25 protein-coding genes, 2 pseudogenes and 2 riboswitches are annotated in these 23,930 nt (G+C 73.9%); of the genes and pseudogenes, 12 read left to right on the top strand and 15 right to left on the bottom strand.

Annotated elements, in window-relative coordinates; all coding sequences use genetic code 11:
* Nucleotides 1-357 precede the first annotated feature (357 nt).
* A complete protein-coding gene (locus ACWGIS_RS17890; protein WP_453363379.1) occupies nucleotides 358-1,083 on the top strand; it encodes a glycoside hydrolase family 75 protein in 726 nt (241 codons plus the stop codon).
* 128 nt (nucleotides 1,084-1,211) lie between these two features.
* On the opposite strand, the gene ACWGIS_RS17895 is transcribed toward ACWGIS_RS17890, so the two are convergent.
* The 5 genes from ACWGIS_RS17895 to ACWGIS_RS17915 all read right to left on the bottom strand — a co-directional run bounded on the left by ACWGIS_RS17895 (nucleotide 1,212) and on the right by ACWGIS_RS17915 (nucleotide 5,251).
* Nucleotides 1,212-1,622: a PTS-dependent dihydroxyacetone kinase phosphotransferase subunit DhaM gene (locus ACWGIS_RS17895; RefSeq protein WP_453363380.1), complete on the bottom strand. Its 411-nt coding sequence runs from the start codon at nucleotides 1,620-1,622 to the stop codon at nucleotides 1,212-1,214.
* Nucleotides 1,615-2,349, bottom strand: a complete 735-nt coding sequence (dhaL, locus tag ACWGIS_RS17900; protein ID WP_453363381.1) for a dihydroxyacetone kinase subunit DhaL — start codon at nucleotides 2,347-2,349, stop codon at nucleotides 1,615-1,617. Before dhaL ends, ACWGIS_RS17895 begins: the two co-directional genes overlap by 8 nt.
* A 46-nt stretch (nucleotides 2,350-2,395) precedes the next feature.
* Nucleotides 2,396-3,388, bottom strand: a complete 993-nt coding sequence (gene dhaK, locus ACWGIS_RS17905) for a dihydroxyacetone kinase subunit DhaK (RefSeq protein ID WP_453363382.1) — start codon at nucleotides 3,386-3,388, stop codon at nucleotides 2,396-2,398.
* Between the two features lie 447 nt (nucleotides 3,389-3,835).
* Nucleotides 3,836-4,531 (bottom strand): type 1 glutamine amidotransferase domain-containing protein, encoded by a 696-nt coding sequence (locus ACWGIS_RS17910; protein WP_453363383.1) that lies wholly within the window; start codon nucleotides 4,529-4,531, stop codon nucleotides 3,836-3,838.
* Nucleotides 4,532-4,687: 156 nt separating this feature from the next.
* Complete coding sequence (locus tag ACWGIS_RS17915; RefSeq protein ID WP_453363384.1) at nucleotides 4,688-5,251, bottom strand: PadR family transcriptional regulator; 564 nt, start codon at nucleotides 5,249-5,251, stop codon at nucleotides 4,688-4,690.
* 84 nt (nucleotides 5,252-5,335) lie between these two features.
* Between ACWGIS_RS17915 and ACWGIS_RS17920 the strand changes: the two genes are divergently transcribed.
* Complete coding sequence (locus tag ACWGIS_RS17920; RefSeq protein WP_453363385.1) at nucleotides 5,336-5,737, top strand: nuclear transport factor 2 family protein; 402 nt, start codon at nucleotides 5,336-5,338, stop codon at nucleotides 5,735-5,737.
* An 80-nt stretch (nucleotides 5,738-5,817) separates the two neighbouring features.
* Here the strand turns inward: ACWGIS_RS17920 and ACWGIS_RS17925 are convergent, their stop codons facing one another.
* The gene (locus ACWGIS_RS17925) at nucleotides 5,818-6,744 is read right to left on the bottom strand and encodes a glutathione S-transferase C-terminal domain-containing protein (protein ID WP_453363386.1); all 927 of its coding nucleotides are present in this window, start codon (nucleotides 6,742-6,744) and stop codon (nucleotides 5,818-5,820) included.
* 365 nt (nucleotides 6,745-7,109) lie between these two features.
* Nucleotides 7,110-7,250: riboswitch (SAM riboswitch) on the bottom strand.
* Between the two features lie 179 nt (nucleotides 7,251-7,429).
* Between ACWGIS_RS17925 and ACWGIS_RS17930 the strand changes: the two genes are divergently transcribed.
* The 4 genes and pseudogenes from ACWGIS_RS17930 to ACWGIS_RS17945 all read left to right on the top strand — a co-directional run.
* Nucleotides 7,430-7,555: a putative leader peptide gene (locus ACWGIS_RS17930; RefSeq protein WP_453363387.1), complete on the top strand. Its 126-nt coding sequence runs from the start codon at nucleotides 7,430-7,432 to the stop codon at nucleotides 7,553-7,555.
* Between the two features lie 75 nt (nucleotides 7,556-7,630).
* On the top strand, nucleotides 7,631-8,842 hold the full coding sequence (locus ACWGIS_RS17935; protein ID WP_453363388.1) for an LLM class flavin-dependent oxidoreductase: 1,212 nt from the start codon (nucleotides 7,631-7,633) through the stop codon (nucleotides 8,840-8,842).
* Nucleotides 8,843-8,860: 18 nt separating this feature from the next.
* Complete coding sequence (locus ACWGIS_RS17940; protein WP_453363389.1) at nucleotides 8,861-10,270, top strand: NtaA/DmoA family FMN-dependent monooxygenase; 1,410 nt, start codon at nucleotides 8,861-8,863, stop codon at nucleotides 10,268-10,270.
* 141 nt (nucleotides 10,271-10,411) lie between these two features.
* Nucleotides 10,412-10,567: pseudogene (locus ACWGIS_RS17945) on the top strand (transposase); the annotation flags it as partial.
* A gap of 51 nt (nucleotides 10,568-10,618) precedes the next feature.
* On the opposite strand, the gene ACWGIS_RS17950 reads toward ACWGIS_RS17945, so the two are convergent.
* The 5 genes and pseudogenes from ACWGIS_RS17950 to ACWGIS_RS17970 all read right to left on the bottom strand — a co-directional run bounded on the left by ACWGIS_RS17950 (nucleotide 10,619) and on the right by ACWGIS_RS17970 (nucleotide 15,286).
* Nucleotides 10,619-11,176 carry a hypothetical protein gene (locus ACWGIS_RS17950; protein WP_453363390.1) on the bottom strand — a complete coding sequence of 186 codons (558 nt, stop codon included), beginning with the start codon at nucleotides 11,174-11,176 and terminating at the stop codon, nucleotides 10,619-10,621.
* A 91-nt stretch (nucleotides 11,177-11,267) separates the two neighbouring features.
* Nucleotides 11,268-12,419: a homoserine O-acetyltransferase MetX gene (metX, locus tag ACWGIS_RS17955; protein WP_453363446.1), complete on the bottom strand. Its 1,152-nt coding sequence runs from the start codon at nucleotides 12,417-12,419 to the stop codon at nucleotides 11,268-11,270.
* Nucleotides 12,416-13,777 (bottom strand): annotated as a pseudogene (locus tag ACWGIS_RS17960) (bifunctional o-acetylhomoserine/o-acetylserine sulfhydrylase). Before ACWGIS_RS17960 ends, metX begins: the two are co-directional and overlap by 4 nt.
* A gap of 311 nt (nucleotides 13,778-14,088) precedes the next feature.
* Nucleotides 14,089-14,592, bottom strand: coding sequence for a GNAT family N-acetyltransferase (locus tag ACWGIS_RS17965; protein ID WP_453363391.1), 504 nt, complete (start codon nucleotides 14,590-14,592; stop codon nucleotides 14,089-14,091).
* Between the two features lie 325 nt (nucleotides 14,593-14,917).
* Nucleotides 14,918-15,286 (bottom strand): DUF6479 family protein, encoded by a 369-nt coding sequence (locus ACWGIS_RS17970; RefSeq protein ID WP_453363392.1) that lies wholly within the window; start codon nucleotides 15,284-15,286, stop codon nucleotides 14,918-14,920.
* A 161-nt stretch (nucleotides 15,287-15,447) separates the two neighbouring features.
* On the opposite strand from ACWGIS_RS17970, the gene ACWGIS_RS17975 reads away from it, so the two are divergent.
* Nucleotides 15,448-15,813 carry a four-helix bundle copper-binding protein gene (locus ACWGIS_RS17975; RefSeq protein ID WP_453363393.1) on the top strand — a complete coding sequence of 122 codons (366 nt, stop codon included), beginning with the start codon at nucleotides 15,448-15,450 and terminating at the stop codon, nucleotides 15,811-15,813.
* A gap of 354 nt (nucleotides 15,814-16,167) precedes the next feature.
* Here the strand turns inward: ACWGIS_RS17975 and ACWGIS_RS17980 are convergent, their stop codons facing one another.
* Nucleotides 16,168-16,749 carry a histidine phosphatase family protein gene (locus tag ACWGIS_RS17980; RefSeq protein WP_453363394.1) on the bottom strand — a complete coding sequence of 194 codons (582 nt, stop codon included), beginning with the start codon at nucleotides 16,747-16,749 and terminating at the stop codon, nucleotides 16,168-16,170.
* A gap of 143 nt (nucleotides 16,750-16,892) precedes the next feature.
* A riboswitch (cobalamin riboswitch) is annotated at nucleotides 16,893-17,035 on the top strand.
* Between the two features lie 37 nt (nucleotides 17,036-17,072).
* On the opposite strand from ACWGIS_RS17980, the gene ACWGIS_RS17985 reads away from it, so the two are divergent.
* Nucleotides 17,073-17,294, top strand: coding sequence for a CbtB domain-containing protein (locus tag ACWGIS_RS17985; protein ID WP_355794397.1), 222 nt, complete (start codon nucleotides 17,073-17,075; stop codon nucleotides 17,292-17,294).
* A 25-nt stretch (nucleotides 17,295-17,319) separates the two neighbouring features.
* On the top strand, nucleotides 17,320-18,102 hold the full coding sequence (locus tag ACWGIS_RS17990; protein ID WP_453363395.1) for a CbtA family protein: 783 nt from the start codon (nucleotides 17,320-17,322) through the stop codon (nucleotides 18,100-18,102).
* A gap of 99 nt (nucleotides 18,103-18,201) precedes the next feature.
* On the opposite strand, the gene ACWGIS_RS17995 is transcribed toward ACWGIS_RS17990, so the two are convergent.
* Complete coding sequence (locus tag ACWGIS_RS17995) at nucleotides 18,202-18,810, bottom strand: TetR/AcrR family transcriptional regulator C-terminal domain-containing protein (RefSeq protein WP_453363396.1); 609 nt, start codon at nucleotides 18,808-18,810, stop codon at nucleotides 18,202-18,204.
* 285 nt (nucleotides 18,811-19,095) lie between these two features.
* On the opposite strand from ACWGIS_RS17995, the gene ACWGIS_RS18000 reads away from it, so the two are divergent.
* Nucleotides 19,096-20,286 (top strand): acyl-CoA dehydrogenase family protein, encoded by a 1,191-nt coding sequence (locus ACWGIS_RS18000; protein WP_453363397.1) that lies wholly within the window; start codon nucleotides 19,096-19,098, stop codon nucleotides 20,284-20,286.
* A gap of 170 nt (nucleotides 20,287-20,456) precedes the next feature.
* Nucleotides 20,457-20,642 (top strand): hypothetical protein, encoded by a 186-nt coding sequence (locus tag ACWGIS_RS18005; RefSeq protein ID WP_453363398.1) that lies wholly within the window; start codon nucleotides 20,457-20,459, stop codon nucleotides 20,640-20,642.
* A 124-nt stretch (nucleotides 20,643-20,766) separates the two neighbouring features.
* Here the strand turns inward: ACWGIS_RS18005 and ACWGIS_RS18010 are convergent, their stop codons facing one another.
* Together ACWGIS_RS18010 and ACWGIS_RS18015 are read right to left on the bottom strand one after the other, a co-directional pair.
* Entirely contained in the window at nucleotides 20,767-21,402 is a 636-nt protein-coding gene (locus tag ACWGIS_RS18010) for a DUF305 domain-containing protein (protein WP_453363399.1), read from the bottom strand.
* Nucleotides 21,403-21,499: 97 nt separating this feature from the next.
* Nucleotides 21,500-21,973, bottom strand: a complete 474-nt coding sequence (locus tag ACWGIS_RS18015) for a DUF6153 family protein (RefSeq protein ID WP_453363400.1) — start codon at nucleotides 21,971-21,973, stop codon at nucleotides 21,500-21,502.
* A 304-nt stretch (nucleotides 21,974-22,277) separates the two neighbouring features.
* Here ACWGIS_RS18015 and ACWGIS_RS18020 point away from each other — a divergent pair, with 304 nt between their 5' ends.
* Nucleotides 22,278-23,852, top strand: coding sequence for a phytoene desaturase family protein (locus tag ACWGIS_RS18020; RefSeq protein WP_453363401.1), 1,575 nt, complete (start codon nucleotides 22,278-22,280; stop codon nucleotides 23,850-23,852).
* Nucleotides 23,853-23,930: the final 78 nt, after the last annotated feature.

Raw genomic sequence — 23,930 nt, forward strand, 5'->3', positions numbered from 1 at the left:
GGGGGCGGGCGGGAAGGGGAGCCGTTCGCCGGGCCCGCGGGCGGCTCCGTATGCTGAACTCCGACGCGGCGTGAACTCGCCTTCCCTCCACGGGAGTTCATGTCCATCGGCGCGGGCCGCTGTCGTCGCTGAATCCGCGCCGGAGAGGGCGGCCGAGCGGGCCGGGCCCACCAGGTCCGGCCCCTCGGCCGGCCACCCCCGCGTGACGGCCGGACCGGCACCGCGCCCAGCACGACAGGTGTCCGGGGCGCGACCTCGCCGTGCACCGTCCGGACCCTCACCGGTGGCCGCTGTCCGTGACCCGCCCCAGATTTGGGTGAGTGCCCGTCAGTGTCGCCCAGGAGAGGGTCTTTCATCGTGCGTGTCCAGTCGCTGACGTTGGCCGCGGCCGGCGCCGCCCTGCTCGCCCCCACCACGCTTCCGGCGAAGCCGCCGCCCGCCGTCCCCGCGGCCGTCCCCGCCGCCGGGCCCCAGCGGCCCGCGGCGCGCGAGGAGTCCGTGCGCGCCGCCGACCTGCTGGCCGCGGTGCGCGACTGCGCGCCGGTCTCGGAAGGCCGCTACCGCAGTGACGACGGCGCCCCGGCGGACATCGCGGTGTGCGGCAAGCGGGGAGCCGTGTTCTGGAAGAGCGACCTGGACATCGACTGCGACGGGCGGCCCGGCCCCCGCTGCAACCGGCGCACCGACCCGCTCTTCTCGTCCATGACCGCCTTCCCGCAGTCCGACGGACGCTATCTGAGCGCCGAGACCCTGCCCTACATCGTCGTACCGGCCCCCGGCCCCGTCTGGAACCATCGCGACCACGGGATCCGGGGCGGCTCCGTCGCGGCCGTCGTCTACCGCGACCGCGTCCAGTACGCGGTCGTCGGCGACGTCGGCCCCCGCGACATCATCGGTGAGGCCTCCTACGCCGCCGCCCGGGGCCTCGGCATCCGCACCGACCCGCGGGGCGGCGGCGCGCCCTCGGGGGTCACGTACATCGTGTTCAAGGACTCGGTGGTGTCCCCGATCGAGGACCAGCGGGCCGCGGTCACCCGGGGGAAGGCGCTGGCGCGCACGTTCCTCGACGCCAACCGGGACTGAGCGCGCCGGGCAGGCGGCGCCGGGCACCCCGCGCGCCGCCGCCGCCCTGCCGTACGCGGGTGCGGCCGGTCACCGGCCCGGGAGGGGCCGGCGCCGCCCGTACCCGGCTTCCGCCGCGACCCCGCCCGTCACTCCTTCCGGTACGCGTACGCCTCGGCCGCCGCGGCCTCCACCGCCGCGAGGTCCGCGCCCGCCGAGGCCGTGACGACGGCCGCCACCGCTCCCTCGACGAAGGGCGCGTCGACCAGCCGGGTGTTCTCCGGCAGCTCGTCGCCCTCCGCGAGCAGCGCCTTCACCGTGAGGACCGCGCTGCCGAGGTCCATCAGGACGGCGACCCCGGCGCCCCGGTCCACGGAGGCGGCAGCCGTGGAGATCAGCTCCGAGCTGGTGCCCAGGCCGCCGTCCACCGTGCCGCCGGCGGGCGCGACGGGGGCGGTCGTGCCGCCGCCCGCCAGGCCCACCGCCAGCTCGGCCACCGAGGCGGCCACGGCGGCACTGTGCGACACCAGGACGATCCCGACCAGTTCGTCGTCACTCACCGGACGCCTCCGCGAGTGCGGCCAGGAGCAGGGCGGAGGACGTGGCGCCCGGGTCCTGGTGCCCGATGCTGCGCTCGCCCAGGTAGCTGGCCCTGCCCTTGCGCGCCTGGAGCGGCGTCGTCGCCTCGGCGCCGTGGGGGGGGGGGGGGCCCGGCGCCGCGCGGGTGCCCCCCGCCGGGGGGGGGGGGGGGGGCCCCCGCCCGGCGCCGGGTGGGGGGGGGTGGCCCCGTGCTCGCCCCCCGTGGGTGGGGGCCCTGCCGGGCGGTGGGGGTTCGGGTCCCCCCCCGCCCCCGGCCCCCGACTCCCCGAGGGCGCCCACGGCCGGCACCAGCGCGTCGATCATGGTCTTGTCGCCGGGCGCGGCTCCGCCCAGCGCCATCACCGCGTCCACGCCGGCCCGCAGGGCCTCCGCGAGCTGCTCCTCGGTGACCTCGGCGGCGTCCCCGAGCGCCTTGCCCGTACGGCGCAGCAGGGTGCCGTACAGCGGGCCGGACGCGCCGCCGACCGTCGATATCAGCTGCCGGCCGGCGAGGGTCAGGACGGCGCCGGGTGTGTCCGGGGCCTCCTTGTCCAGCGTGGCCACCACGGCGGTGAAGCCGCGCTGGAGGTTGCTCCCGTGGTCGGCGTCGCCGATCGGTGAGTCCAGCGCGGTGAGCCGTTCGGCCTCGCGCTCCACGGAGGCGGCGGTGGCCGTCATCCAGCGTCGGAAGAAGTCGGCGTCGAGCACAGGGTCTCCTTGCGTGGTACGGACGTTGACCGGATGCCTGCCCCCCTCACATGCCCCAGCGCAGACCCGGGGTCTTCACCGGCGCGTCCCACAGGCGCAGCAGGTCCTCGTCGACCTGGCACAGGGTCACCGAGGCGCCCGCCATGTCCAGGGAGGTGACGTAGTTCCCGACGAGGGTGCGGGCCACGGCGACACCGCGTTCGGCCAGCACCCGCTGCACCTCCGCGTTGAAGCCGTACAGCTCCAGGAGCGGGGTCGCCCCCATGCCGTTGACCAGCACCAGGACGGGGCTGCGCGGATCGAGGTCCTCCAGGACGGCGTGCACCGAGAAGTCGGCGATCTCCCGCGAGGTCATCATCGCGCGCCGCTCCCGGCCCGGCTCGCCGTGGATGCCGACGCCCAGCTCCAGCTCCCCGGGCGGCAGGTCGAAGGTGGGGCTGCCCTTGGCGGGCGTGGTGCACGCGGCCAGGGCCACCCCGAAGCTGCGGGAGCTCTCGTTCACCTGCCGGGCGAGCGCCTCGACCCGCTCCAGCGGGGCGCCCTCCTCGGCGGCGGCCCCGGCGATCTTCTCGACGAAGAGGGTCGCGCCGGTGCCGCGCCGGCCGGCCGTGTACAGACTGTCGGTGACGGCGACGTCGTCGTTGACGAGGACCTTGGCGACCTGGATGCCCTCGTCCTCGGCGAGTTCCGCGGCCATGTCGAAGTTGAGCACGTCACCCGTGTAGTTCTTCACGATGAACAGCACGCCCGCGCCGCTGTCCACGGCGGCCGCCGCGCGCAGCATCTGGTCCGGCACCGGCGAGGTGAAGACCTCGCCCGGACAGGCCGCCGACAGCATGCCCGGACCCACGAATCCGCCGTGCAGCGGTTCGTGCCCGGAACCGCCGCCCGATATGAGCCCGACCTTTCCGGCCACCGGGGCGTCGCGCCGGACGATCACCCGGTTCTCCACGTCGACCGTCAGCTCCGGATGAGCCGCCGCCATGCCCCGCAGGGCGTCCGCGACCACTGTCTCCGCCACGTTGATGAGCATCTTCATGGGTACCTCCTGATGAGATCAGCCTCTTGCAGTATCGGCGCTCGGGAGGCGGTGGTCACGTGCGGCGGCGATCCGGACGCATCGGCCGGGTGCTCGTACGGCTGCATCGAGCGGACAGGTAGCCCTCGGTGACCGGAGCGCGTGCGGGGAGTCAGGCCGGATGTCGGGGGTGAGGCGGTAGCCGGGCCGGGTTCGGTGATGAGGTACCGGGGCCCGGAGGGTCCGGGTGCCCGCCCGGCGTCGGCACGATCAGGACGAACCGGCCGTAGGGGTTCGCGGGCGTCCCGGGCAGCGGGGCCAAGCCGTCCATGGCCCGCGGCGGTCAGCTTGTCGGCCCCGCTTCGGTTCGGTTCGGCCAGGACCCGCCCGGGCAGCGCGGCGGGCCGGGACCCGGGCGCCCGTGAGGGCGGCGGGATCCCGGCCCGGTTCAGGGGGCGGAGGGGCTTCTCAGCCGAGCTTCTTCAGCAGTTCCGCGGCCAGCGGGGCGGAGGAGGACGGGTTCTGGCCGGTGACCAGATTGCGGTCGACCACCACGTGCGGCGCCCACGGCTCGCTCTCCTGGAAGTCCGCGCCCGCCTCGACGAGACGGTCCTGGAGCAGCCACTTCGCCTTGTCGGCGAGTCCGGCCTGCGTCTCCTCCGCGTTGGTGAAGCCGGTCAGGCGGTATCCGGCGAAGGCGTTGCGGCCGTCCTCGCCCTGCGCGGCCAGCAGCGCGGCGGGGGCGTGGCAGACCACGCCGAGCGGCTTGCCCGACGTCAGCGCGTCGGTCAGCAGCCGCCCGGAGACCGCGTCGACCGCGAGGTCCTCCATCGGGCCGTGCCCGCCGGGGTAGAACACGGCCGCGTAGTCGTCGAGGCGCACGTCCTCCAGGCGGACCGGCTTGCGGAGCTCGTCCATCGCGTCCAGGACCCCGGCGATCCGGTCGGCGTTCCCCTGTCCGCCGTTGGCCTCGGGAGCGAGGCTCGCCCGGTCCACGGTCGGGACGACCCCGCCGGGCGTGGCGACCACGATCTCGTGGCCCGCGGCCGTGAACGCCTCGTACGGGGCGACCGCTTCCTCGGCCCAGTAGCCGGTCGGGTGCTTGCTGCCGTCCGCGAGGGTCCAGTGGTCGGCGCCGGTCATCACAAAAAGAATCTTCGACATACCGCGAAGGTAGGCCGACCGCCCCATAGGTGACCAATAGGCACGCCACTCACGCCCATAGGACATCCAATGGGTGGAGGGGAATACCCGCCTGCCGCCCCGACGGACACGGCCGGCCGCCGCCGTCGGAGGACGGTCGTGGGCCGGCTCCCGGAACTACCCGCGCACGGCGGCCCGTTGCTCCAGGACGCGCAGCGCCCGCTCCGCCCAGGCGATGTTCTCCCGCTCGAACGAACGGCCCCGCATCAGCGTCAGGTACGGCCCGACCCGTTCCGCCTCGGCCAGGTACGCGTCCTCGGTCCGCCCGTCGAGGAGGCGGGCGCGCAGCCGGTCGTAGCGGGCCAGCTTCGCGCGGGCCCCCTCCAGCCGCTCGGTGATCGACGCGCGTACGGCGTCCGGGTCGCCCTCGTCCACCGCGTGCACCTTGACCAGCAGCTCGTCCCGGATGGCCGTGGGCCGGGGCGGGGCGCCGGTGAACTCGCGCAGCGCGCGGCGCCCGGCCTCCGTCAGCGAGAACATCCGCTTGTCCGGCCGGCGCTCCTGGCGCACGAGCCGCGCCTCGATGAGCCCATCGGAGGCCATGCGGTCGAGTTCCCGGTACAGCTGCTGGGGCGTCGCCATCCAGAAGTTGGCGATCGCCGCGTCGAACCCCTTGGCCAGGTCGTACCCCGACGCCTCGCCGTCCAGAAGCGCGGCCAGGACCGCGTTGCGCAATGCCATGCCCGTAAGGCTAGATTGCCGGCCGCCGACGCGAGTAATCTCTTCCACACCTAATCAATTAGTTGACTATGAGAGGTGGGCGCGATGCATCCCTTCCGCAAGGCGGTGGAGGCCGGCGACCACGCCGCGATCGAGGCACTGCTGGCCGAGAACGTGGTGTTCACCAGCCCGGTCGTCTTCAAGCCGTACACCGGCAGGGCGATCACCGCGGCCATCGTCCGGGGCGTCACGCGCGTCTTCACGGACTTCCGCTACGTCCGCGAGATCGGGGACGCCGACGGCGCCGACCACGCGCTGATCTTCCGGGCGAAGGTGGGCGACAAGGAGATCGAGGGCTGCGACTTCCTGCACCTCGACGAGGACGGCAGGATCGACGACTTCACGGTGATGGTCCGCCCGCTGTCGGCCGCCCAGGCGCTCCAGGAGGCGATGGCCGCGCAGTTCGACCGGATCTCCCGGGAGGCGATGGAGGCCGCTGAGGGCTGACGGGCGGCGGACGCGGCGGAGGAACGAACGGGTGGCGGAGGGCTGACGGCCGGCGGAGGCGGCGCCTCCGCCGGCCGGGACTACCGTCGCCGGAGTGGTGGGACGCCCGTCCCGTCGCTCCGGCCCGTCTTCCCGCGGAATGCCGGATGGGCTCCGAGCCGCCGCACATAACCCCGGAGGTGCTCGTACGGGCCGAGGGCGCCGGGGCTGTCGAGATGGACGAGAGCCACCCAGAGGTCCACGTCAGCGGCGCTCAGCTCGTGGCCCAAGGCGTACGGCGCCGAGGCGAGCCGCCCGTCGAGCAGGGCCAGCGCGGCCGACCGCCGCCCCGGCTGCGCGGCCGGGGTGACGTCCGCGTCGAGGAGTTCCCGCAGGGCGTCGATGTCCGCCGCGAGGGCCCGCGGACGCAGCGCGGGGGCTTCCCCTCCGGTGCGGTCCGCCAGCCGGGCCAGGTCGCGCAGGATGTCCGGCGTGTGGTTGCTGACGACCCGTCCGGTCCACCGGTCGCACAGCGCGGGCACGGCGAGCGGGCCGTCGTAGTGGTGCCAGGTGGCCTCGTAGGCCCCGCGCAGGGCGTCGGTCCTGTCCGGGCCGCCGGGCTCGGCGGAAAGGGTGGCGACGAAGTCCCCGAGGCCCAGCAGGTGGACCGTGACCGCGACGCGCAGCGAGCGCGGACAGTCCGGGGACAGGTACAGCTGATAGCGGTGCGGGGCCGGGTAGAAACCGCCGGCGAGACCGTCGCCGATCCGGCTGTGGACGCGCTGCTGAGCGCCGGCCGAACCGGCGCCGCGGGGGCGGGGCAGTCCGTCGAGCGGCGCGGTCGCGCGGAAGGACGACGCACACCGTGCCGGGGCGCCCGCGTCGGCGGCCTCCGCGGAGCACGGGGTGCCGGGCGCGCCCGAGCCGCGGGAACAGGCGCCGGATCCGGTCCGGTCGGCGGGTCCGGGCTCGGGCGTGCCGGTGCGGGGGGTGCTCGTGCCGGCGGCGTGCGACAGGGTCTCGGGCATGACTCTCCATGGTTGAGGAAGTCCCGGCTGCCTCGTGGGCGCCGTGACGAAACGGAGTGACCGCTCTTGCGTACCGGTCCGGATCGCCGGAACCAGGGCCTGTCCGGCCTCTCCCGTCCGCCTCGCGACGTCGGACACGCACGCTCGCCGCACCGGGGCGGCCCCGCTCACGTGCGGTGCCGGCTCGTCGCCGGGCACGCCGGGACGGCGGACCCGATGCGCGAAGGTGCCTCGCGGGCGAGGGCGGGGAGGTCCGGACGGTCCCTAGTACGCGCTGGAGACACGCAGCAGATCGATGTGCAGGCGCCTCGTCAGGTCGTTCCTGGGCATTCCCACCGGTCCACGCTCGGGGCTCGCGCAACGCGAGACCACGCTTGTCCCGCCGCACCGGCGGAACCCGGTCGTCACCCGGGGCACCCCGTCGCGGTGGAAGGGTTGCCTGCCAGCGGGCCGGGGCCGATGACCGTACGAGTGCGGACACTCGCGGGGCGCTGACAATCGTGACCGTCCTCGTCAGTCTCGCCGCGCCCCGGGGGAGCGTCAAGAAGGCGTCCGCGGCGTCTCACGACGTGGTCGGCGGAGCCCCCGACTCCCGCGGCCCGGCGTACAGTTCGGCGGAACAAAGGGCGCGGCCAGGTGGTTGGCGCCCTGGAGGGCACCGAGTGCGGAGGCGGAGGTGGGAGCGATGCGCGTCGCGTCGTCCGCGCTCCGCCGTCCCGTGGTGACGTTCTCCCCGCGCGGCTGCGTCCGCCTCTACTCCCGGCCGCACATCGACCTGCTGCGCGTGGCCGCCGCGCTCTGTCGTCCCTGACCATGCACCCGCGCCGCCGGCCCCACCCGACGAGGGCCGGCGATCTCCCATGGTCGACCAGGAAGGCACCCCTCCGTGTCCCCGAACTCCCCGCTGCACCTCGCCGTCGCGCTCGACGGCGCCGGCTGGCACCCGGCCGCGTGGCGCGAGCCCGTGGCCCGCCCCCACGACCTGTTCACCGCGCGCTACTGGGCCGATCTCGTCACCGAGGCCGAACACGGCCTGCTCGACCTCGTCACCATCGAGGACTCCCTCGGACCCCAGTCCTCCCTCCCGAACGGTCCCGACGGACGCACCGACCAGGTGCGCGGCCGGCTCGACGCGGTGCTCGTCGCCGCCCGCGTCGCCCCGCTCACCCGGCACATCGGACTGGTCCCGTCCGTGGTCGCCACGCACACCGAGCCGTTCCACGTCTCCAAGGCCATCGCCACCCTGGACTACGTCAGCAACGGCCGCGCGGGCCTGCGCGTCCAGGTGTCGGCCCGGCCGGACGAGGCGGCCCACTTCGGCCGCCGTACGATCCCCGCACCGCCCGCCGACGGCCACGAGGACCCCGCCGCACGGGAATCGGCCGCCGGGCTCTTCGAGGAGGCCGCCGACCACATCGAGGCGGTGCGCCGGCTCTGGGACAGCTGGGAGGACGACGCGGAGATCCGCGACACCGCCACCGGCCGCTTCATCGACCGCGACAAGCTGCACTACATCGACTTCGAGAGCAGGCACTTCAGCGTCAAGGGGCCCTCGATCACCCCCCGGCCGCCGCAGGGCCAACCACTCGTCGGCGTCCTGGCCCACCAGACCCCCTCGGGCGCCCCCTTCCACCTGCTCGCCACGTCCGCCGACCTCGGGTTCCTCGCCCCGCACGACGCCGGCCGGGCCCGCGAGCTCGTCACCGCCGCCCGCACCGCCCGGGTCGCCGCCGGACGCGCCGAGGAGCCGCTCCACCTCTTCGGCGACCTCCTGGTCTTCCTCGACGACGACCCGGCCGCGGCGACCGCCCGCCGGGACCGCCTGGACGACCTCGCGGGACACCCGTACACCGGCGACGCCCCCGTCTTCACCGGGACACCCGCTCAACTGGCCGACCGGCTGGAGGAGTTGACGGAGGCCGGCCTGTCCGGCTTCCGGCTGCGCCCCGCCGTCGCCGGCCACGACCTGCCGGCGATCACCCGGGGCCTGGTGCCCGAACTCCAGCGCCGCGGGGTGTTCCGGCACGCGTACGAGAGCGACACCCTGCGCGGCCTGCTCGGCCTCGCCCGCCCCGCGAACCGCTACGCCACCGCCTGAGCCCGAGGACTTCCAGCCATGAGCAAGCCGTCGACCACCTCGTCCGACAAGCCGCTGAAGCAGATCCACCTCGCTGCCCACTTCCCCGGCGTCAACAACACGACCGTGTGGAGCGACCCCGACGCGGGGAGCCACATCGAGTTCGCCTCGTTCGCGCACTTCGCCCGGACCGCCGAACGCGCCAAGTTCGACTTCCTGTTCCTCGCCGAGGGACTGCGGCTGCGCGAACAGGGCGGCCGCATCTACGACCTGGACGTGGTGGGCCGCCCCGACACCTTCACCGTCCTGTCGGCCCTCGCCGCCGTCACCGACCGCCTCGGCCTGACCGGCACCATCAACTCCACCTTCAACGAACCCTACGAAGTGGCCCGGCAGTTCGCGAGCCTCGACCACCTCTCCGACGGGCGGGCCGCCTGGAACGTCGTCACCTCCTGGGACGCCTTCACCGGCGAGAACTTCCGCCGCGGCGGCTTCCTCCCGCAGGAGGAGCGGTACTCCAGGGCCAGGGAGTTCCTCGCCACCGCCCACGAACTCTTCGACTCCTGGCACGGGGACGAGATCGCCGCCGACCGGGAGAGCGGCACCTTCCTGCGGGACGCGCGGGCCGGCGCCTTCGTGCACCGGGGGCAGCACTTCGACATCCAGGGGCAGTTCAACGTCCCGCGCAGTCCGCAGGGGCGCCCCGTGATCTTCCAGGCCGGCGACTCCGAGGAGGGGCGCGAGTTCGCCGCCGCCGACGCGGACGCCATCTTCAGCCGGCACGGCACCCTCCAGGCGGGCCGCGCGTTCTACAGCGACGTCAAGGGACGGCTGGCCCGCCACGGCCGCACCCACGACCAGCTGCTGATCCTGCCCGCCGCGACCTTCGTCCTCGGCGACACGGACGCCGAGGCGGAGGAGACCGCCCACGAGGTGCGCCGCCTCCAGGTCAGCGGAGCGACCGCGATCAAGCACCTGGAGTTCGTCTGGAACCGCGACCTGTCCGGCTACGACCCCGACGGCCCGCTGCCCGACATCGACCCCGACCCCGGCGAGCACACCGTCGCCCGGGGCCGCGCCCAGGTCCGGATGTACCGCGACCCCCTCGCCACCGCCAGGGAGTGGCGGGAGCTCGCCGCCGCCAACAAGTGGTCCATTCGCGACCTCGTCATCGAGACCGGCAACCGGCAGACCTTCATCGGCTCCCCGGCCACGGTCGCCGCGTCCATCGACTCCCTGGTCCAGGCGGACGCCGCCGACGGATTCATCCTCGTCCCGCACCTCACGCCCGGCGGTCTCGACCCCTTCGCCGACCGCGTCGTGCCCCTCCTCCAGGAACGCGGCGTCTTCCGGCACGACTACACGGGCACGACCCTGCGCGACCACCTCGGCCTGGCCGAGCCCACCGCCCGGCGCGCCGACACGGAGGCGCACCGCGTGGCGTCCTGACACGGAGAAGGCCGCCGCTCCGGGGTCCCTCGTCCGGACCGGGTCGGCCGGCCGTGACCGACATGTCGTCGGCCGGCCGACCCGATGCGAACGACGGGCCCTGGAGCGTGTCTCCTTGATCTGCTCGTCGGTTGATCGGATGTGTCCGTCCGGTTCATGATCACTGATGCGATGTGGGATCGGATCGAGCCGTTGATGCCGGCTGATCCGGTCCGTGGTCGGCGATGGGCCGACCATCGTCGGACCTTGGAGGTCATCGCGTGGAAGTACCGCACCGGCTGGCCTACCAGGCCGCACTGCACCTCGCTGCAATTCTCATGTGGACACGACCCGGACCAAGGCCGGAGCCTAGGTCAGTGGCCGCCCGCCAAGGCCAGTCCGGTTGACGCCCCGAGGTGAGAACGTCATTGGTCCTATCCATCCCTGGCGGACGAGGGCGATCTGGGAGGGCAGCGGTGACACCGGGTCGAGTGCTCTCCCGCGCGTCCAGTTCTCGAACAGCCCCTCAGTCGTTTCGACGGCGGACACCACCATGGTCACCTTCAGGTCTCCGCCGCTCCAGGTGTTCCACAGCGCCCAGCCCTCCGGCCTGGGGTCGACGCCGATCCGTGCGCATACCTCCTCGTACGCGTCCTCCACCCCGGCCGGCATGACCCCGGGCTTCAACACCGAGGCTCCGACGAGGCGAACCCGAGACCGGTCCTCGTCCAGGCAGCCATCACTCTCGAAGTGGTAGTGGCGCAGAGCCCGGGCAAGCTCGTTCACGCTGCGCTGAAGCGGTGTTGCTTCGTCCGGGTCAGCCTGGAACGAAAGCCATCCTTCGTTGGATGCCTCCACAGTGACGCGGTTGGCGAGCCGCTCGATCTCCCGGAGATAGTCCAGGTCACTGAGTTCGGGTGAGGTCATGGCCTGAAGTTTCGCACCATGCCGCCGACGCCGACACAGGTTATCGATCTGGCATGCAGCCCCTTCGCGCCACCCTTCCAAGAGACGGGCCCTAGTCCAGCAATTCCCGGACCAGCGCGGCGACCTGCGCCACCTCGATGAGGAAACCGTCATGGCCGTACGGCGAGTCGACCGTGCGCAGAGCGTCCGCCGAGCCGATCCCGGCGGCCAACTCGGCCTGCTGGTACGGCGGATAGAGGCGGTCGGAGTCCACCGCGGCGACGAGGGTGCGGGCGGTCACCCGGCGGAGCGCGGCGCGCGTACCGCCGCGGCCCCGACCGACGTCGTGACTGTTCATGGCCTCGGCCAGCACGACATAGCTGCCCGCGTCGAAGCGCCGCACCAGCTTGGCGGCATGGTGGTCCAGATACGACTCGACCCGGTACCGGCCGCCGTGCCACGGGTCCTCCGCGTCCTGCGGAGCGCGCCCGAAGCGGGCCCGCAGCTCCGGCTCGCTGCGATAGGTGACGTGGGCGAGACGGCGCGCCAGGCCGAGCCCCGCGTGCGGACCGCCACCGGGCCCGGCGTCGTGGTAGTCGCCGCCGCGCCACAGCGGGTCGGCGCGCACGGCGTGGACCTGGGCCGCGGCCCACGCGATCTGCTCGGCGCCCGCCGCGGCGGTGGTCGCCAGCAGGAGGAGCGCCGCCGAACGCTCCGGGTACGACACGGCCCACTCCAGGGCACGCATCCCGCCCATCGAGCCGCCGACCACCAGCGCCCACCTGCCGATGCCCAGCGCGTCCGCCAATCCGGCTTCGGCGGCCACCTGGTCACGCTGTGTCAGGAACGGGAAGGAACCGCCCCAGCGCCGTCCGTCGGGCCGCCGGGAGGACGGACCCGTACTGCCCTGGCAGCCGCCCAGCACGTTCGGGGCGACGACGAACCAGCGGTCCGTGTCGAGTGCCCGGCCGGGGCCCACGAGCCCGTCCCACCAGCCCGGCGTCGGATGGCCGGGCCCGGCGGGACCGGCCACGTGGCTGTCGCCGGTGAGCGCGTGCAGCACCAGCACCGCGTTGGACCGGTCCGGCGCGAGCCGCCCCCAGGTCTCGAACGCCAGGCGCACCCCGGGCAGTTCACCGCCCGCCTCCAGGAGCAGCGGCTTCTCCCGGACGTGCCAATGGCGCCGCCCGGGCGGGTCCCCCTCCCGCCAGGCACCCGAGGCCGGCGGGAGGGGGAGCGGCGACGTCGTCGGTACCGTGCTCAGGACGCGCCCTTCGCCGCCCGGAAACCGGCCTCCAGGTCCGCCTTCAGGTCCGCCAGGTTCTCGATGCCGACCGACAGGCGCACCAGCCCCGGCGCGGTCCCGGTGGCGCGCAGGCCCTCCTCGTCGAGCTGGCTGTGCGTCGTGGACGCCGGATGGATGATGAGGCTGCGTACGTCACCGATGTTGGCGAGGTGGCTGAACAGCTCGACCGCGTCCACGAACCGCTTCCCGGCCTCGACACCGTCCCGCAGCTCGAAGGCCAGCACCGCGCCCGCGCCGCGCGGCAGGTACCGCCGGGCGGCCTCGTGCCACCGGTTGGACGCGAGCCCCGGATAGTGGACGGCCGCCACCTCGTCGCGCTGTTCCAGCCATTCGGCCAGGGCCTGGGCGTTGCCCGAGTGCCGCTCGATGCGCAGGCTGAGCGTCTCCACGCCCTGCAGGAGGAGGAACGCGGAGTGCGGGGACAGCGCGGGGCCGAGGTCGCGCAGCAGCTGCACCCGCAGCTTGACCGCGAAGGCCCCGGGTCCGAGCGCGGGCCAGTACCGCAGCCCGTGGTAGCTGGGGTCGGGCTCGCTGAAGTCGGGGAAGCGGTCGGCGTGCGCGCCGAAGTCGAAGGTGCCGCCGTCCACGACGACACCGGCGATGGTGGTTCCGTGCCCGCCGAGGAACTTGGTCGCCGAGTGGACGACGACGTCGGCGCCGTGTTCGATCGGCCGCAGAAGGTACGGCGTGGGCACGGTGTTGTCCACGATCAGCGGGAGGCCCGCCGCGTGGGCGACGTCCGCGACCGCCCGGACGTCGAGGACGTTGCCGCGCGGATTGCCCAGGGTCTCCGCGAACAGCGCCTTGGTGGTGGGCCGGATCGCCGCTCGCTACGCCTCGGCGTCGTCCGGGTCGTCGACGAAGGACACCTCGATGCCGAACTTCGGCAGGGTGTGACGGAACAGGTTGTACGTGCCGCCGTACAGGGACGTGCTGGAGACGATGTGGTCGCCGGCGCTCGCCACGGTCAGGATCGCCAGGGTCTCCGCCGCCTGCCCGGAGGCCAGGGCCACGGCGGCGACACCGCCCTCCAGCGCGGCGACGCGCTGCTCGAAGACGTCCTGCGTGGGGTTGTGGATGCGCGTGTAGATGTTGCCGGGCTCGGCGAGGGAGAACAGGTCGGCGGCGTGCCGGGTGTCGCGGAAGACGAACGAGCTGGTCTGGTAGATCGGCACCGCCCGCGCCCCGGTCGTCGGGTCCGGCACGGCGCCGGCGTGGACCTGCTTGGTCTCGAACGACCAGGCCGGGGTGCCGGGCCGGGCCGGTTCCTCCTCGGGGGTGTGACCTGCGGTGACGGAGTCGATCGGCTGGCTCATGGTTCTCCCTTGTGCGTGCGCGAGGGCGCGTGGGACGGGTCCGGGGCGGGTGAGGGCAGCGCACGGCGGCGCCCGTCAGGGACGCGCCACGAGTGCGGGGAGGACGGGAGCGGACACGGCTTCGGGCGCCGGCTCCCGGGCGGGCTCAGGCGGCGCCGGGACAGGCGGTGGTGGTGACGCGCGCGTGGTCGACGTACCGGCGGGTCACGAGCACGGTCACGCGGCCCGGGCGCGGGCGCGGGGGAGCGGTCGGCCGCGCGGCGGTGAGGGGAGCGGACGGCCGGGGCGGGGGCGCGGCGGTCCCGGCGCGCTCAGACGACATCGGCGCCGCCGCCGGGGCGCGGTGTGAGGACCTTGCTGAAGCACACGCTGAACGGATTGCGGTCGTACGGCGCGTAGGGCGGCACCTGGTGCCAGCCCTCCCGCGCGTAGAGGGCCCGGGCCTCCGGCTGCAGGGCGCCCGTCTGGAGCCACAGCGGCTCGACGCCGAGCCGCCGCGCCGTGGACTCGACGGCGCCGAGGGCCGCCCTGGCCAGGCCGCGGCCGCGGTGGTCGCGGTGCACGAACACCCGCTTGACCTCGTACCGGTCAGGCAGCCTGCGCAGGGACGCGGTCGCCACCGGGACGTCGTCCGCGTAGCCGACCCAGGTGACGACGATCTCGTCCGCCGACGGCTGCGGCGCACGGACCCGCCGGTGCTCGACGGGGGCGTAGCGGGGGGCCAGTTCGGCGGACATCAGTTCGCGCAGCCCGACCGCCGCTGCGGCGTTCCAGCTCTCGGACTCCCACCTCGAAGTGGCGGACGGCAGGCTCATGGCGCTTCCTCGCGGGGACGGCACGGGGTGCGGACGCCCGTGGACCTGCATGGTCACCCCGGCCGAGGACGCGTGTCCTCCCCTTCGGCGCGATGTTCGCACGACGGAAACAGTGCGTTCGCAGAAGCGCGGCGCGAGCCGAGGGCCTGCCGTGACACGGCTCGCCGACACCCTCCCGGCCCCGGGGCACCCGCTCCCGTCCCGCCGCGTAGGCCGGCTCGCGGCAGGACGTGCCCGACCACCGGGGCACACCCGGTGGTCGGGCTCCCGGTGGCGGTGAGGCTGCGGCACTCACCCGGACGCCGCACGCGCGGCGCCGGGGCGCTCAGTGGGCGCCCGAGCCCCCGCTGCCGAAGGAGCCGCTGGAACCGCGGCTCCAGCGCTGCCGGGTCCGGTCCCGGCTCGCCCGCGAGGCGACGTTGCCGTGCGCCGCCAGTTCGTACGGCGTCAGTCGGCGGCTGCCGCGGGGCACCTCGTCCGGCTCGCGGTTCTCGCTGACCTCGAAGACCGGGCCGCTCTCGGGAAGTTTCGGTTGCTCCTCGGCCCGCGGCCGGTCGTTCTCCCTGCCGCGTATCCGGCTGTCCATCCACATCGCGCCGGCCAGCAGTGCCGCGACGGCCACTCCGATCACAAGCGGTGCGAAGCCGGCCAGCAGACCGCGCTCCGCCGCCAAGTCGATCCCTGGTGTGCTCATGGCGCATCCGTCCCTCGGGTGTACGTGGCGCGCGAGTACCCCCCGGCCCGGGGGCGAACCGGAATGAACCATTCCGGGCGGTCGGTCGCCGTCTCGGTGGCGGACCCGCGGGCGCCGCGTTTGACAAGGGGGACCGGGGCAACCCGGACCAGGTGACCTCAATGACATCTGAGCAGGAGCTCTTCCGGTTCCTGGAGGACCGTTTCGCCTGTGCGCAGTCGTGCACGGAGTGTGCACGGGCGTGCGCTCTGCGCGCGAGCCTCATGGAACCGGACGGGCCGAAGGAACAGGAACTCGTCCGCCGCAAGGGCATCATGTGCGCCGAGGTGTGCGACGCGACGTGCCGGATGCTGTCCGAGCAGGCGGGCCTGGACGAGGCGGGCATGCGGGTCCAGCTGGAGTGGTGCCGGGACGTCTGCCTGGAGTGCGCCGACGTCTTCGACGACCACCCCGGCGCGCAGGACAGCGCGAAGGCGTGCCGCGAGTGCGCCCAGGCGTGCACGGACTTCATGGCGACGCTCCGCTGAGACGGGGCTCTCCCCGTTCACCACTCCGGGCAGCACCTTCGGCGTCCCCGGCATGCCCGGCGTCGAACGGGGCCTGAGCGCGGTACGGGCCAGCGTCACGCGGTTCTCCGCGCCGAGCTGATCCCGGTTGCCGTCCGTGCCGGACCGATGTCGGTTGCCATCCGCGCCGAGCTGATGTGCAGTCCGGGCCCAGCCGAGCCGCGTCGCCGCCCGCGCCGAGCGTGCCAAGCCGCGCCGCGTCGCCCTCCGCGACGAGCGTGCCGCGCCGATCCCGGGTGCCGTCCGCGCCGAGGCAACCCCCGTCGCCGTCCGTGCCGACGGCGATCCCCGTCACCGTCCGGACCGACGGCGGACTCAGTCGGCGGCGTCGCCCGTGAGGGGGCGGCCGACCCGGACGTTCCAGCGGTCCGCGCGGCCACTGAGTTCCGTGGCGGTCAGCGGCGGTACGTCGATCCGCCAGAACGCCGTCTCCGGTACCCCGAGCGCCCTCACCACCGCCGCCCGTACGACCTCCGGCTCCACGACGGCCAGCACCCGCCCCGAGAGCAGCGCCGCCGCGCCCAGCCGTCCGGCGACCCGGTCGCAGAGGTCCCGCACGGACTCCCCGCCGTGCGGCGCGGACTCCGGGTCGGCCAGCCAGCGCACGACCGCGTCCGGCTCCCTCGCGCCCACCTCGTCCAGCGTCGCGCCGCGCCAGCGGCCCACGTCGAGACCGGCCAGCCCGGCCACCTCCACGGCGTCCAGCCCGAGCGCCCCCGCGGTGTCACGGCAGCGCGCGCTGGGGGAGACCCACCGCTCACCCCCCGACGGGAGCGTGCCGGCGGCGGCCCGGGCGAGCCGCAGACCGGCCTCCTCGGCCGGGCAGCCGTCGTCGAAGCGCGCCTCACGCAGGGCCCTGCTGGACGCCGCTGAGATCAAGGTCACTCGGGTCGTCATGGATCCGCTTTCGTGGTCGTGATGTCGCCGCTCCCGCACTCAATCCCCGCACCCGGCAGGCGAGTTGACGACCCGTCGGCACCGCGGGGCGCACACGGCCGGCCTCGTGCGCCCTTGGCCGGGCCTCCGCTTCGCGGTACGGTCTCGACGATATTGACGACGGTCCGGCGGAAGCCCGGTGAGAATCCGGCACGGTCGCGCCACTGTAAGCCAGGCAGGAGCCGCCCCCTCCAGGGGTGGTGAGCGCCCGGCAAGTCAGACCCGCAGCCGTCGTCCTGTGCACCACCACGATGGGACGCGAGTTCCCCAGGAGGTCCTGCCACATGGCGCAGTCCGTCGCTCAGCCGGCCGTCACGCCCACCGCCGTTCCCGCGAAGCTGCCGATCAGCGCGATCGCCCCCTGGGCGGTCTTCTTCGGCATCCTGATGCTGGTCCTGCTCTACTTCGTCGGCGCCGAACAGGGCGCCACCTCGCTCGTCTCCGGCGAAAACGTGCACGAGTGGGTGCACGACGCCCGCCACCTGCTCGGCTTCCCCTGCCACTGACGGCGACAGGGAAGCGTACGAGTCGATGAACTCGGCAACAGTGAGAAACCTGCTGGTGCGCGGCATGCTGGCGGGTCTCGCCGCCGGCGTGCTCGCCCTGGTCGTCGCGTACGCCCTCGGCGAGTCGCGGGTGGACGCCGCGATCGCCTACGAGGAGTCGCACGCGCACCATCACGAGCACGGCGTGGAGGCGGTGACCCGCACCATGCAGTCCACCGGTGGCCTGGCCACCGGCGTGCTCGTCTACGGTGTCGCCTTCGGCGGCATCGCGGCCCTCGCGTACTGCTTCGCCCTCGGCCGGATCGGCCGCTTCGGGCCGCGCGCGAGCGCGCTGCTCCTGTCGACGGCGGGGCTCGTCGCGGTGTACGTCGTGCCGTTCCTCAAGTACCCGGCGAATCCGCCGTCGGTGGGCGACGCCGACACCATCGGCAAGCGCACGACGCTGTACTTCCTGATGATCGTGCTCAGCGTGCTGCTCGCGGTCGCCACCGTGATCCTGGGCAAGCGCCTCGCGCCACGCCTGGGCAACTGGAACGCCACCCTGGCGGCGGGGGCGTTCTTCGTCGCCGCGGTGGGTCTGGCGTACGCGTTCCTGCCGTCGTTCGACGAGGTGCCGAAGGACTTCTCGGGCACCCTGCTCTGGCAGTTCCGGCTCGCGGCGCTGGCGATCCAGGTGACGCTGTGGACCTCCTTCGGGCTGGTCTTCGGCGAACTGGCCCACCGGCTGACGGTCAACGGGACGCCCCGGATGCCGGGGCAGGGCAAGGAGAAGGCGTCCGCCGCCCCGGCGGCTTCCGCGGCGCCCTGAGCGTGCGTGAACGACGGGCCCCGGGCGACCGGGGCCCGTTCGCTCGTACGGAGCGCCGCGTCCAGCCGGAGTCGTGCCGGTGCTCCGCGTGCGCGCGCCTCACCTCAGTCGTTCGAAGCCGTCCAGCATCGCGGTGAGGCCGGTCTCGAACCGTGCGGCGGGATTGTCGTCGGCGCCCTCCGCCTCGGGACGCGGAACCGTCAGGCCCAGCGCGTGCCCGACGGTGAACTCCCGCAGGCAGCGCGCGACACGGTCCGCCTGCGACGGGCCGAACCCCGCGGCCGTGAGGTGCCCGGTGAGCCGTGCGCACACGTCCGCCGCCGCTCGTGAGCGCACCGGGTGCGTCGCGAAGACCGCGACGGCGTTCGGGTGGTCGAGCAGGACGGCCCGCAGCCGCCCGCAGTACTGGCCGGCCACGGCCCGCCAGGACTCCTCCCAGGGCAGCGAGTCGAAGTCGGCCTCGGCGAAGAGCAGTTCTGCGACGCCGTCGAAAAGCGCGTCCTGGTCCTCGAAGTAGCGGTACGCGGCCATCGGGTCGACCCCGAGACCCGCGCCGAGCTTGCGCATCGAGAAGGCGCGCAGGCCGTTGACGTCGATCAGCGCCAGCGCCGCCGCGGCGATGCGGGAACGATTCAGCGCAGGTCTGGGAGGAGGAGTCGGGGGAGGGGCCGTCGGGCCGGTCCCCGCTTCGTGTCTGTGGGTCTTCATGAGGCGAGTCGGTCCAGGTTCGTGGTCGGGCCGCTTCCAGCACGGTCCGGAAACCGGTCGGTGGGCCGGTTCCCGGAACTCCTCGCATGCTACGTCCGGCACGTCGTCCGGGACATGGGCGGTACGGCGGCGGCAGTGGTCGCGCGCGCCCTCGCCGGGAGCGGCGTGACGTGCCACCGCCCTCCCGGCACGTCATCGGCATTCCCAATTTCTGGAACGAGTTCTACTGTGTGCGCCGTCGAGTCCGGGTGGGACCTGCCGATCCCCTGGGAGCCAGGAGGCGCCGTGCATCTCGAATACACGCCCGAGCAGCAGCGGTTGCGGACCGAACTGCGCGGCTACTTCGCCCGGTTGGTGCCGGACCCCGCCTACGCCCGCCGCGGTGAGCCGGCGGCGCAGAAGCGCTTCTACCGGGAGACCGTCCGCCGCCTCGGCGCGGACGGCTGGCTCGGCGTGGGCTGGCCCGCGGCGTACGGCGGGCGCGGGCTGAGCCCCATGGAGCAGTTCATCTTCTTCGACGAGGCGGCACAGGCAGGGGTGCCGCTGCCGCTGATGGCGCTCAACACGGTCGGCCCGACCATCATGCGGTTCGGCACGGACGAGCAGAAGGCGTACTTCCTGCCGAAGATCCTCTCCGGCGAGATCGACTTCGCCATCGGCTACAGCGAGCCCGACGCGGGCACGGACCTGGCGGCGCTCAGGACGAGGGCGGTACGGGAGGGGGACGAGGCGACCGGCCACTACACGGTGAACGGCCAGAAGATCTGGACGACCAACGGCGACACCGCCGACTGGGTCTGGCTCGCCGTGCGCACCGACCCGGCCGCGCCGCCGCACAAGGGCATCACCATGCTCCTCGTGCCGACCTCCGACCCGGGCTACTCCTGCACCCTCATCAACACCCTCGCCTCGCACGACACGACGGCGAGTCACTACGAGAACATCCGCGTCCCCGCCTCGCGCCGGGTCGGCGAGGAGAACAAGGGCTGGCGGCTGATCACCAACCAGCTCAACCACGAGCGGGTGACCCTCGCCGCCCACGGGACGATGGCGATCCGCGCCCTGCACGACGTACAGCGCTGGGCGATGGAGACCAAGCTCGCCGACGGCCGGCGCGTCGTCGACCTGCCCTGGGTGCGGCGGCGTCTCGCCCAGACGCACACCCGGCTCGACGCCATGAAGCTCCTCAACTGGCAGATGGTGAACGCCGTCCAGGAGGGCACCATCACTCCGCACGACGCCTCCGCCGTCAAGGTGTACGGGTCCGAGGCGCGCCGCGACGCCTACGCCTGGCTGATGGAGATCGTCGCCGCGCCGGGTGCCCTGAAGGAGGGCTCGGCGGGCGCCGTCCTCCACGGCGAACTGGAGCGCGGCTACCGCTCGGCGGTGATCTTCACCTTCGGCGGCGGCAACAACGAGATCCAGCGCGAGATCATCGCGTGGATCGGCCTGGGCATGCCCAGAGTGCGCCGGTAGACAGGGGACGCTGGCCGCCAGGGAGCGGGCCGGGCATCTCGATTCCGCCCTCCGTGGGACCGCCGGACGCCGCGGGCCCGCCCGCCATCGGGGCGCTGGACTCATCGGTGCCGTCCTCCGCCGCCCCCGCGCCGGACGGGGTGCCGGCGCCGCGTTGGCGTCATGTCAAGGTGCTGGCTCTGTCGGCCGTCGTCGTGGCCGTCCTGGTCGTGCACCTGGGGCTCGGACGCGTCCTGCGGGCGCACTGGCGATGGACCGGCTGGGCCGTCGGAGGGCTGCCGGCCGTCGTCCTGGCGAAAGTCGCACTCGTGGGCGGCTTCGTGATCCGGTGGGCGAGGCCCTCGGAGAGCCGCTGAGAACGAGTGCCCCGCGGCGGGCCGGTGGCACCGCCGCCCGGGTTTCCGGGTGAGCGGTGCGGAGCCCGGGCGGCGGGGCGGCCGTGTCTGTGCGGGCCGGACGTCCGGCCCGCCGTGGCCGTGGTCAGAGCCGGCCGAGGATGCCCTTCAGCTGCTCGACCTCCGCGGACTGGCTGGTGACGATGTCGCCGGCCGTCCTCACGGCGTCGGCGTTCTCACCGTTCTTCCGCTCCTCCTCGGCCATGCCGATCGCACCGCGGTGGTGGTCGATCATCATCTCGGTGAACATCCTGTCGAACCCGGCGCCCTTCATGTCCGTCAGGTGCGCCATGTCCGCGTCGGACATCATGCCGTCGTCGCTGCCGTGGGACATGCCGGGCATGGAGCCCATGGCGGTCGGCTCGTTCCAGGACGTGAGCCACCCCTTCATCGTCCGGATCTCGGGGGCCTGCGCCTTCTCGATCTTCGTGGCGAGCCTCTTCACCTCCGGGTCGGAGGCTCGGCCGGGGGCGAGCCGGGCCATCTCCAGCGCCTGCTCGTGGTGCGGGATCATCATCTGCGCGAAGGTGACGTCCGCGTCGTTGAAGGAGCCGGAGCGGGCGCTCGCCGACGCGGAGCCGGCGTGGCCGCCGTGGGCCGTACCGCCGGTGCCTCCGTCGCCTCCGCAGGCGGTGAGGAGCAGCGCGCCGGCGGCGAGGGCGCCCGCGGCGACGGCTCGGCGGACGGGCGTGCGGCGCTGGGCGCGGGTGTGGAAGGTCATGGTGAATCCACCTCGTGTGCTTGGTTCTTCGGCTGTTCTTGGCGTAGGCGAAACCGCGGGAGCGCTGGGGCGCGCGCCCGGCGGGAAGCGCTACGGCCTACAGCCGCAGAACCGACAGACGGGTGAGATCGGGCGCGCGGGGCGGCGGGTCGGGCCGCGGTACGCCGACGGTCCGGGCGAGGTGTCCGGCCTCCCGCTCCCCGCGGCGGGCGAACGCCGACGCGAGCAGCGCGGTGATCACCCACGCGCCGAACAGCACCGCCATGCACAGCGAGAGCATGTCCATGGTCATGGCGGGTTCGTGCGAGGAGGGCGAGGGCGACGTGGCCGGGAGGTCGGCGGCACCGGGAACGCCACCGAGGGAGGCGGGTTGCGTCGGGTGACCCGGGTCGGCCGCGTGCGAGGTGTCCGCGGGCATCGTCCGCGCGTGGGACACGGTGCTCGTCGTGGCGTGGGACGACTCGCGGGGATGGCCGACGGTGTGCATCACGAAGACGCCCAGGGCGAGCACGACGACGAGCAGCAGATGCCCCACGGCACCCGCCGCGCGTACGTGACGCCTCGCCCTCACGGCTGACTCCGTCATCGGTTGCTGCGGACCTGTCGCCCCGACAGTACCGAAGGGAGGCGCCGGAAGCCGCGCGCGGGGGACGGACGCGGACGCGGCTGCGGGGGAGCCGGCCGGAGGGTCGCCCGGGAGGCGGGCCGGCATCCCCGCGGCCGACGGACGGCTCGTCCCGCAGCTCCCGGCGCCCGGGGCGGACGGTCACCGCCGCGTCCGGCGTCCGGCGCCCGGCGCCCGGCGCCCGTCCGCCGTACGGCGGCTCGTCCGCACGCCTCTGGCCCGGCCTGATCATCGCGTGCTACGAAGAACCATGTCTGCACACGAGGGATATGACGCCGTGATCGTCGGCGGCGGTCACAACGGACTGGTCGCCGCCGCCTACCTGGCCCGGGCCGGGCGGTCCGTGCTGGTCCTCGAACGGCTGGGGGCCACCGGCGGCGCCGCCGTCTCCACCCGGCCGTTCGCCGGCGTCGACGCACGCCTGTCGCGCTACTCGTACCTGGTCAGTCTGCTGCCCCGGAAGATCGTGCGGGACCTCGGCCTGGACTTCCGGGTCCGCGGGCGCACCGTCTCCTCGTACACCCCCGCGGAGCGCAACGGGCGGTCCACCGGGCTGCTCGTCGGCGGCGCCGAGCGCCGCACCCGCGAGGCCTTCGCGCGGCTGACCGGAGCCGACCGCGAGTACGCGGCGTGGCAGCGCTTCTACGGCATGACGGGCGGCGTCGCCCAGCGGGTCTTCCCGACCCTCACCGAGCCGCTGCCCACCCGCGAGGAGCTGCGCCGGCGCGTCGACGACGAGGACGCCTGGCGGACCCTCTTCGAGGAGCCCATCGGCGTCGCCATCGAGGAGACCTTCGCCGACGACCTGGTGCGCGGCGTGGTGCTCACCGACGGGCTCATCGGCACCTTCGCGGACGCCCACGACCCCTCCCTGCGGCAGAACCGCTGCTTCCTCTACCACGTGATCGGCGGCGGGACCGGCGCCTGGGACGTCCCCGTCGGCGGCATGGGCGCGCTGACGGACGCGATCGCCACCACCGCCCGTGCCGCCGGTGCCGTCCTCGCCACCGGCCGCGAGGTGGTGCGGATCGAGACGGACGGACGGGCCGCCGAGGTCACCCACCGCGGCGCGGACGGCGGGGAAGCCGTCGTCGCGGCCCGGCACGTCCTCGTCAACGCCTCGCCCCAGGAGCTGGCCGCCCTCGTCGGCGACGCGCCCCCGGCCCCCGCCGAGGGCGCCCAGTTCAAGGTGAACATGCTGCTCAAGCGGCTGCCGCGGCTGCGCGACACGTCCGTGGACCCGCGCGAGGCGTTCGCCGGCACCTTCCATGTCGCCGAGGGGTACGAGCAGTTGGCCACCGCGCACGCCCAGGCCGCGTCCGGCTCCCTGCCCGCCGCGCCGCCCTCGGAGATCTACTGCCACTCGCTGACCGACCCCACGATCCTCGGCGCCGCACTGGCCGACGAGGGCTACCAGACCCTCACGCTGTTCGGCCTCCACACCCCGGCCCGGCTCTTCGCCGCGGACAACGACGGTGCCCGCGCCGAGCTGCTGAAGTCGACGCTCGCGGAGCTGGACGCGTACCTCGCCGAGCCGCTCGCGGACTGCCTCGCGACCGACGCCGAGGGCCGCCCGTGCATCGAGGCCAGGACCCCGCTCGACCTGGAACGCGACCTGCGGCTGCCCGGCGGCAACATCTTCCACGGCGACCTCGCCTTCCCGTACGCGCAGGAGGGCACCGGACGGTGGGGTGTGGAGACCCGGCACGCCAACGTCCTGCTGTGCGGGGCGGGCGCCGTCCGCGGCGGCGGCGTGAGCGGCGTCCCCGGGCACAACGCGGCGATGGCCGTACTGGAGTCGCTGGAGCGGGGCGGGCCGCGCTAGACGGGCCGTCGCGGCCAGGGCGGGCGCAGGGGCCGCACCGGACCGGCGCCGCCCCTGCGGTCGTGTGCGGGCCCTGTG

This window comes from Streptomyces sp. NPDC054842 (assembly GCF_053611025.1).

Coding starts and splice junctions, on each gene's coding strand:
- dhaK (WP_453363382.1), bottom strand. CDS start 3,388: ATGAAGATGCTCATCAACGTGGCGGAGACAGTGGTCGCGGACGCCCTG.
- ACWGIS_RS17910 (WP_453363383.1), bottom strand. CDS start 4,531: ATGTCGAAGATTCTTTTTGTGATGACCGGCGCCGACCACTGGACCCTC.
- ACWGIS_RS17915 (WP_453363384.1), bottom strand. CDS start 5,251: ATGGCATTGCGCAACGCGGTCCTGGCCGCGCTTCTGGACGGCGAGGCG.
- ACWGIS_RS17920 (WP_453363385.1), top strand. CDS start 5,336: ATGCATCCCTTCCGCAAGGCGGTGGAGGCCGGCGACCACGCCGCGATC.
- ACWGIS_RS17925 (WP_453363386.1), bottom strand. CDS start 6,744: ATGCCCGAGACCCTGTCGCACGCCGCCGGCACGAGCACCCCCCGCACC.
- ACWGIS_RS17930 (WP_453363387.1), top strand. CDS start 7,430: ATGCGCGTCGCGTCGTCCGCGCTCCGCCGTCCCGTGGTGACGTTCTCC.
- ACWGIS_RS17940 (WP_453363389.1), top strand. CDS start 8,861: ATGAGCAAGCCGTCGACCACCTCGTCCGACAAGCCGCTGAAGCAGATC.
- ACWGIS_RS17950 (WP_453363390.1), bottom strand. CDS start 11,176: ATGACCTCACCCGAACTCAGTGACCTGGACTATCTCCGGGAGATCGAG.
- ACWGIS_RS17965 (WP_453363391.1), bottom strand. CDS start 14,592: ATGAGCCTGCCGTCCGCCACTTCGAGGTGGGAGTCCGAGAGCTGGAAC.
- ACWGIS_RS17970 (WP_453363392.1), bottom strand. CDS start 15,286: ATGAGCACACCAGGGATCGACTTGGCGGCGGAGCGCGGTCTGCTGGCC.
- ACWGIS_RS17975 (WP_453363393.1), top strand. CDS start 15,448: ATGACATCTGAGCAGGAGCTCTTCCGGTTCCTGGAGGACCGTTTCGCC.
- ACWGIS_RS17980 (WP_453363394.1), bottom strand. CDS start 16,749: ATGACGACCCGAGTGACCTTGATCTCAGCGGCGTCCAGCAGGGCCCTG.
- ACWGIS_RS17985 (WP_355794397.1), top strand. CDS start 17,073: ATGGCGCAGTCCGTCGCTCAGCCGGCCGTCACGCCCACCGCCGTTCCC.
- ACWGIS_RS17990 (WP_453363395.1), top strand. CDS start 17,320: ATGAACTCGGCAACAGTGAGAAACCTGCTGGTGCGCGGCATGCTGGCG.
- ACWGIS_RS17995 (WP_453363396.1), bottom strand. CDS start 18,810: ATGAAGACCCACAGACACGAAGCGGGGACCGGCCCGACGGCCCCTCCC.
- ACWGIS_RS18010 (WP_453363399.1), bottom strand. CDS start 21,402: ATGACCTTCCACACCCGCGCCCAGCGCCGCACGCCCGTCCGCCGAGCC.
- ACWGIS_RS18020 (WP_453363401.1), top strand. CDS start 22,278: ATGTCTGCACACGAGGGATATGACGCCGTGATCGTCGGCGGCGGTCAC.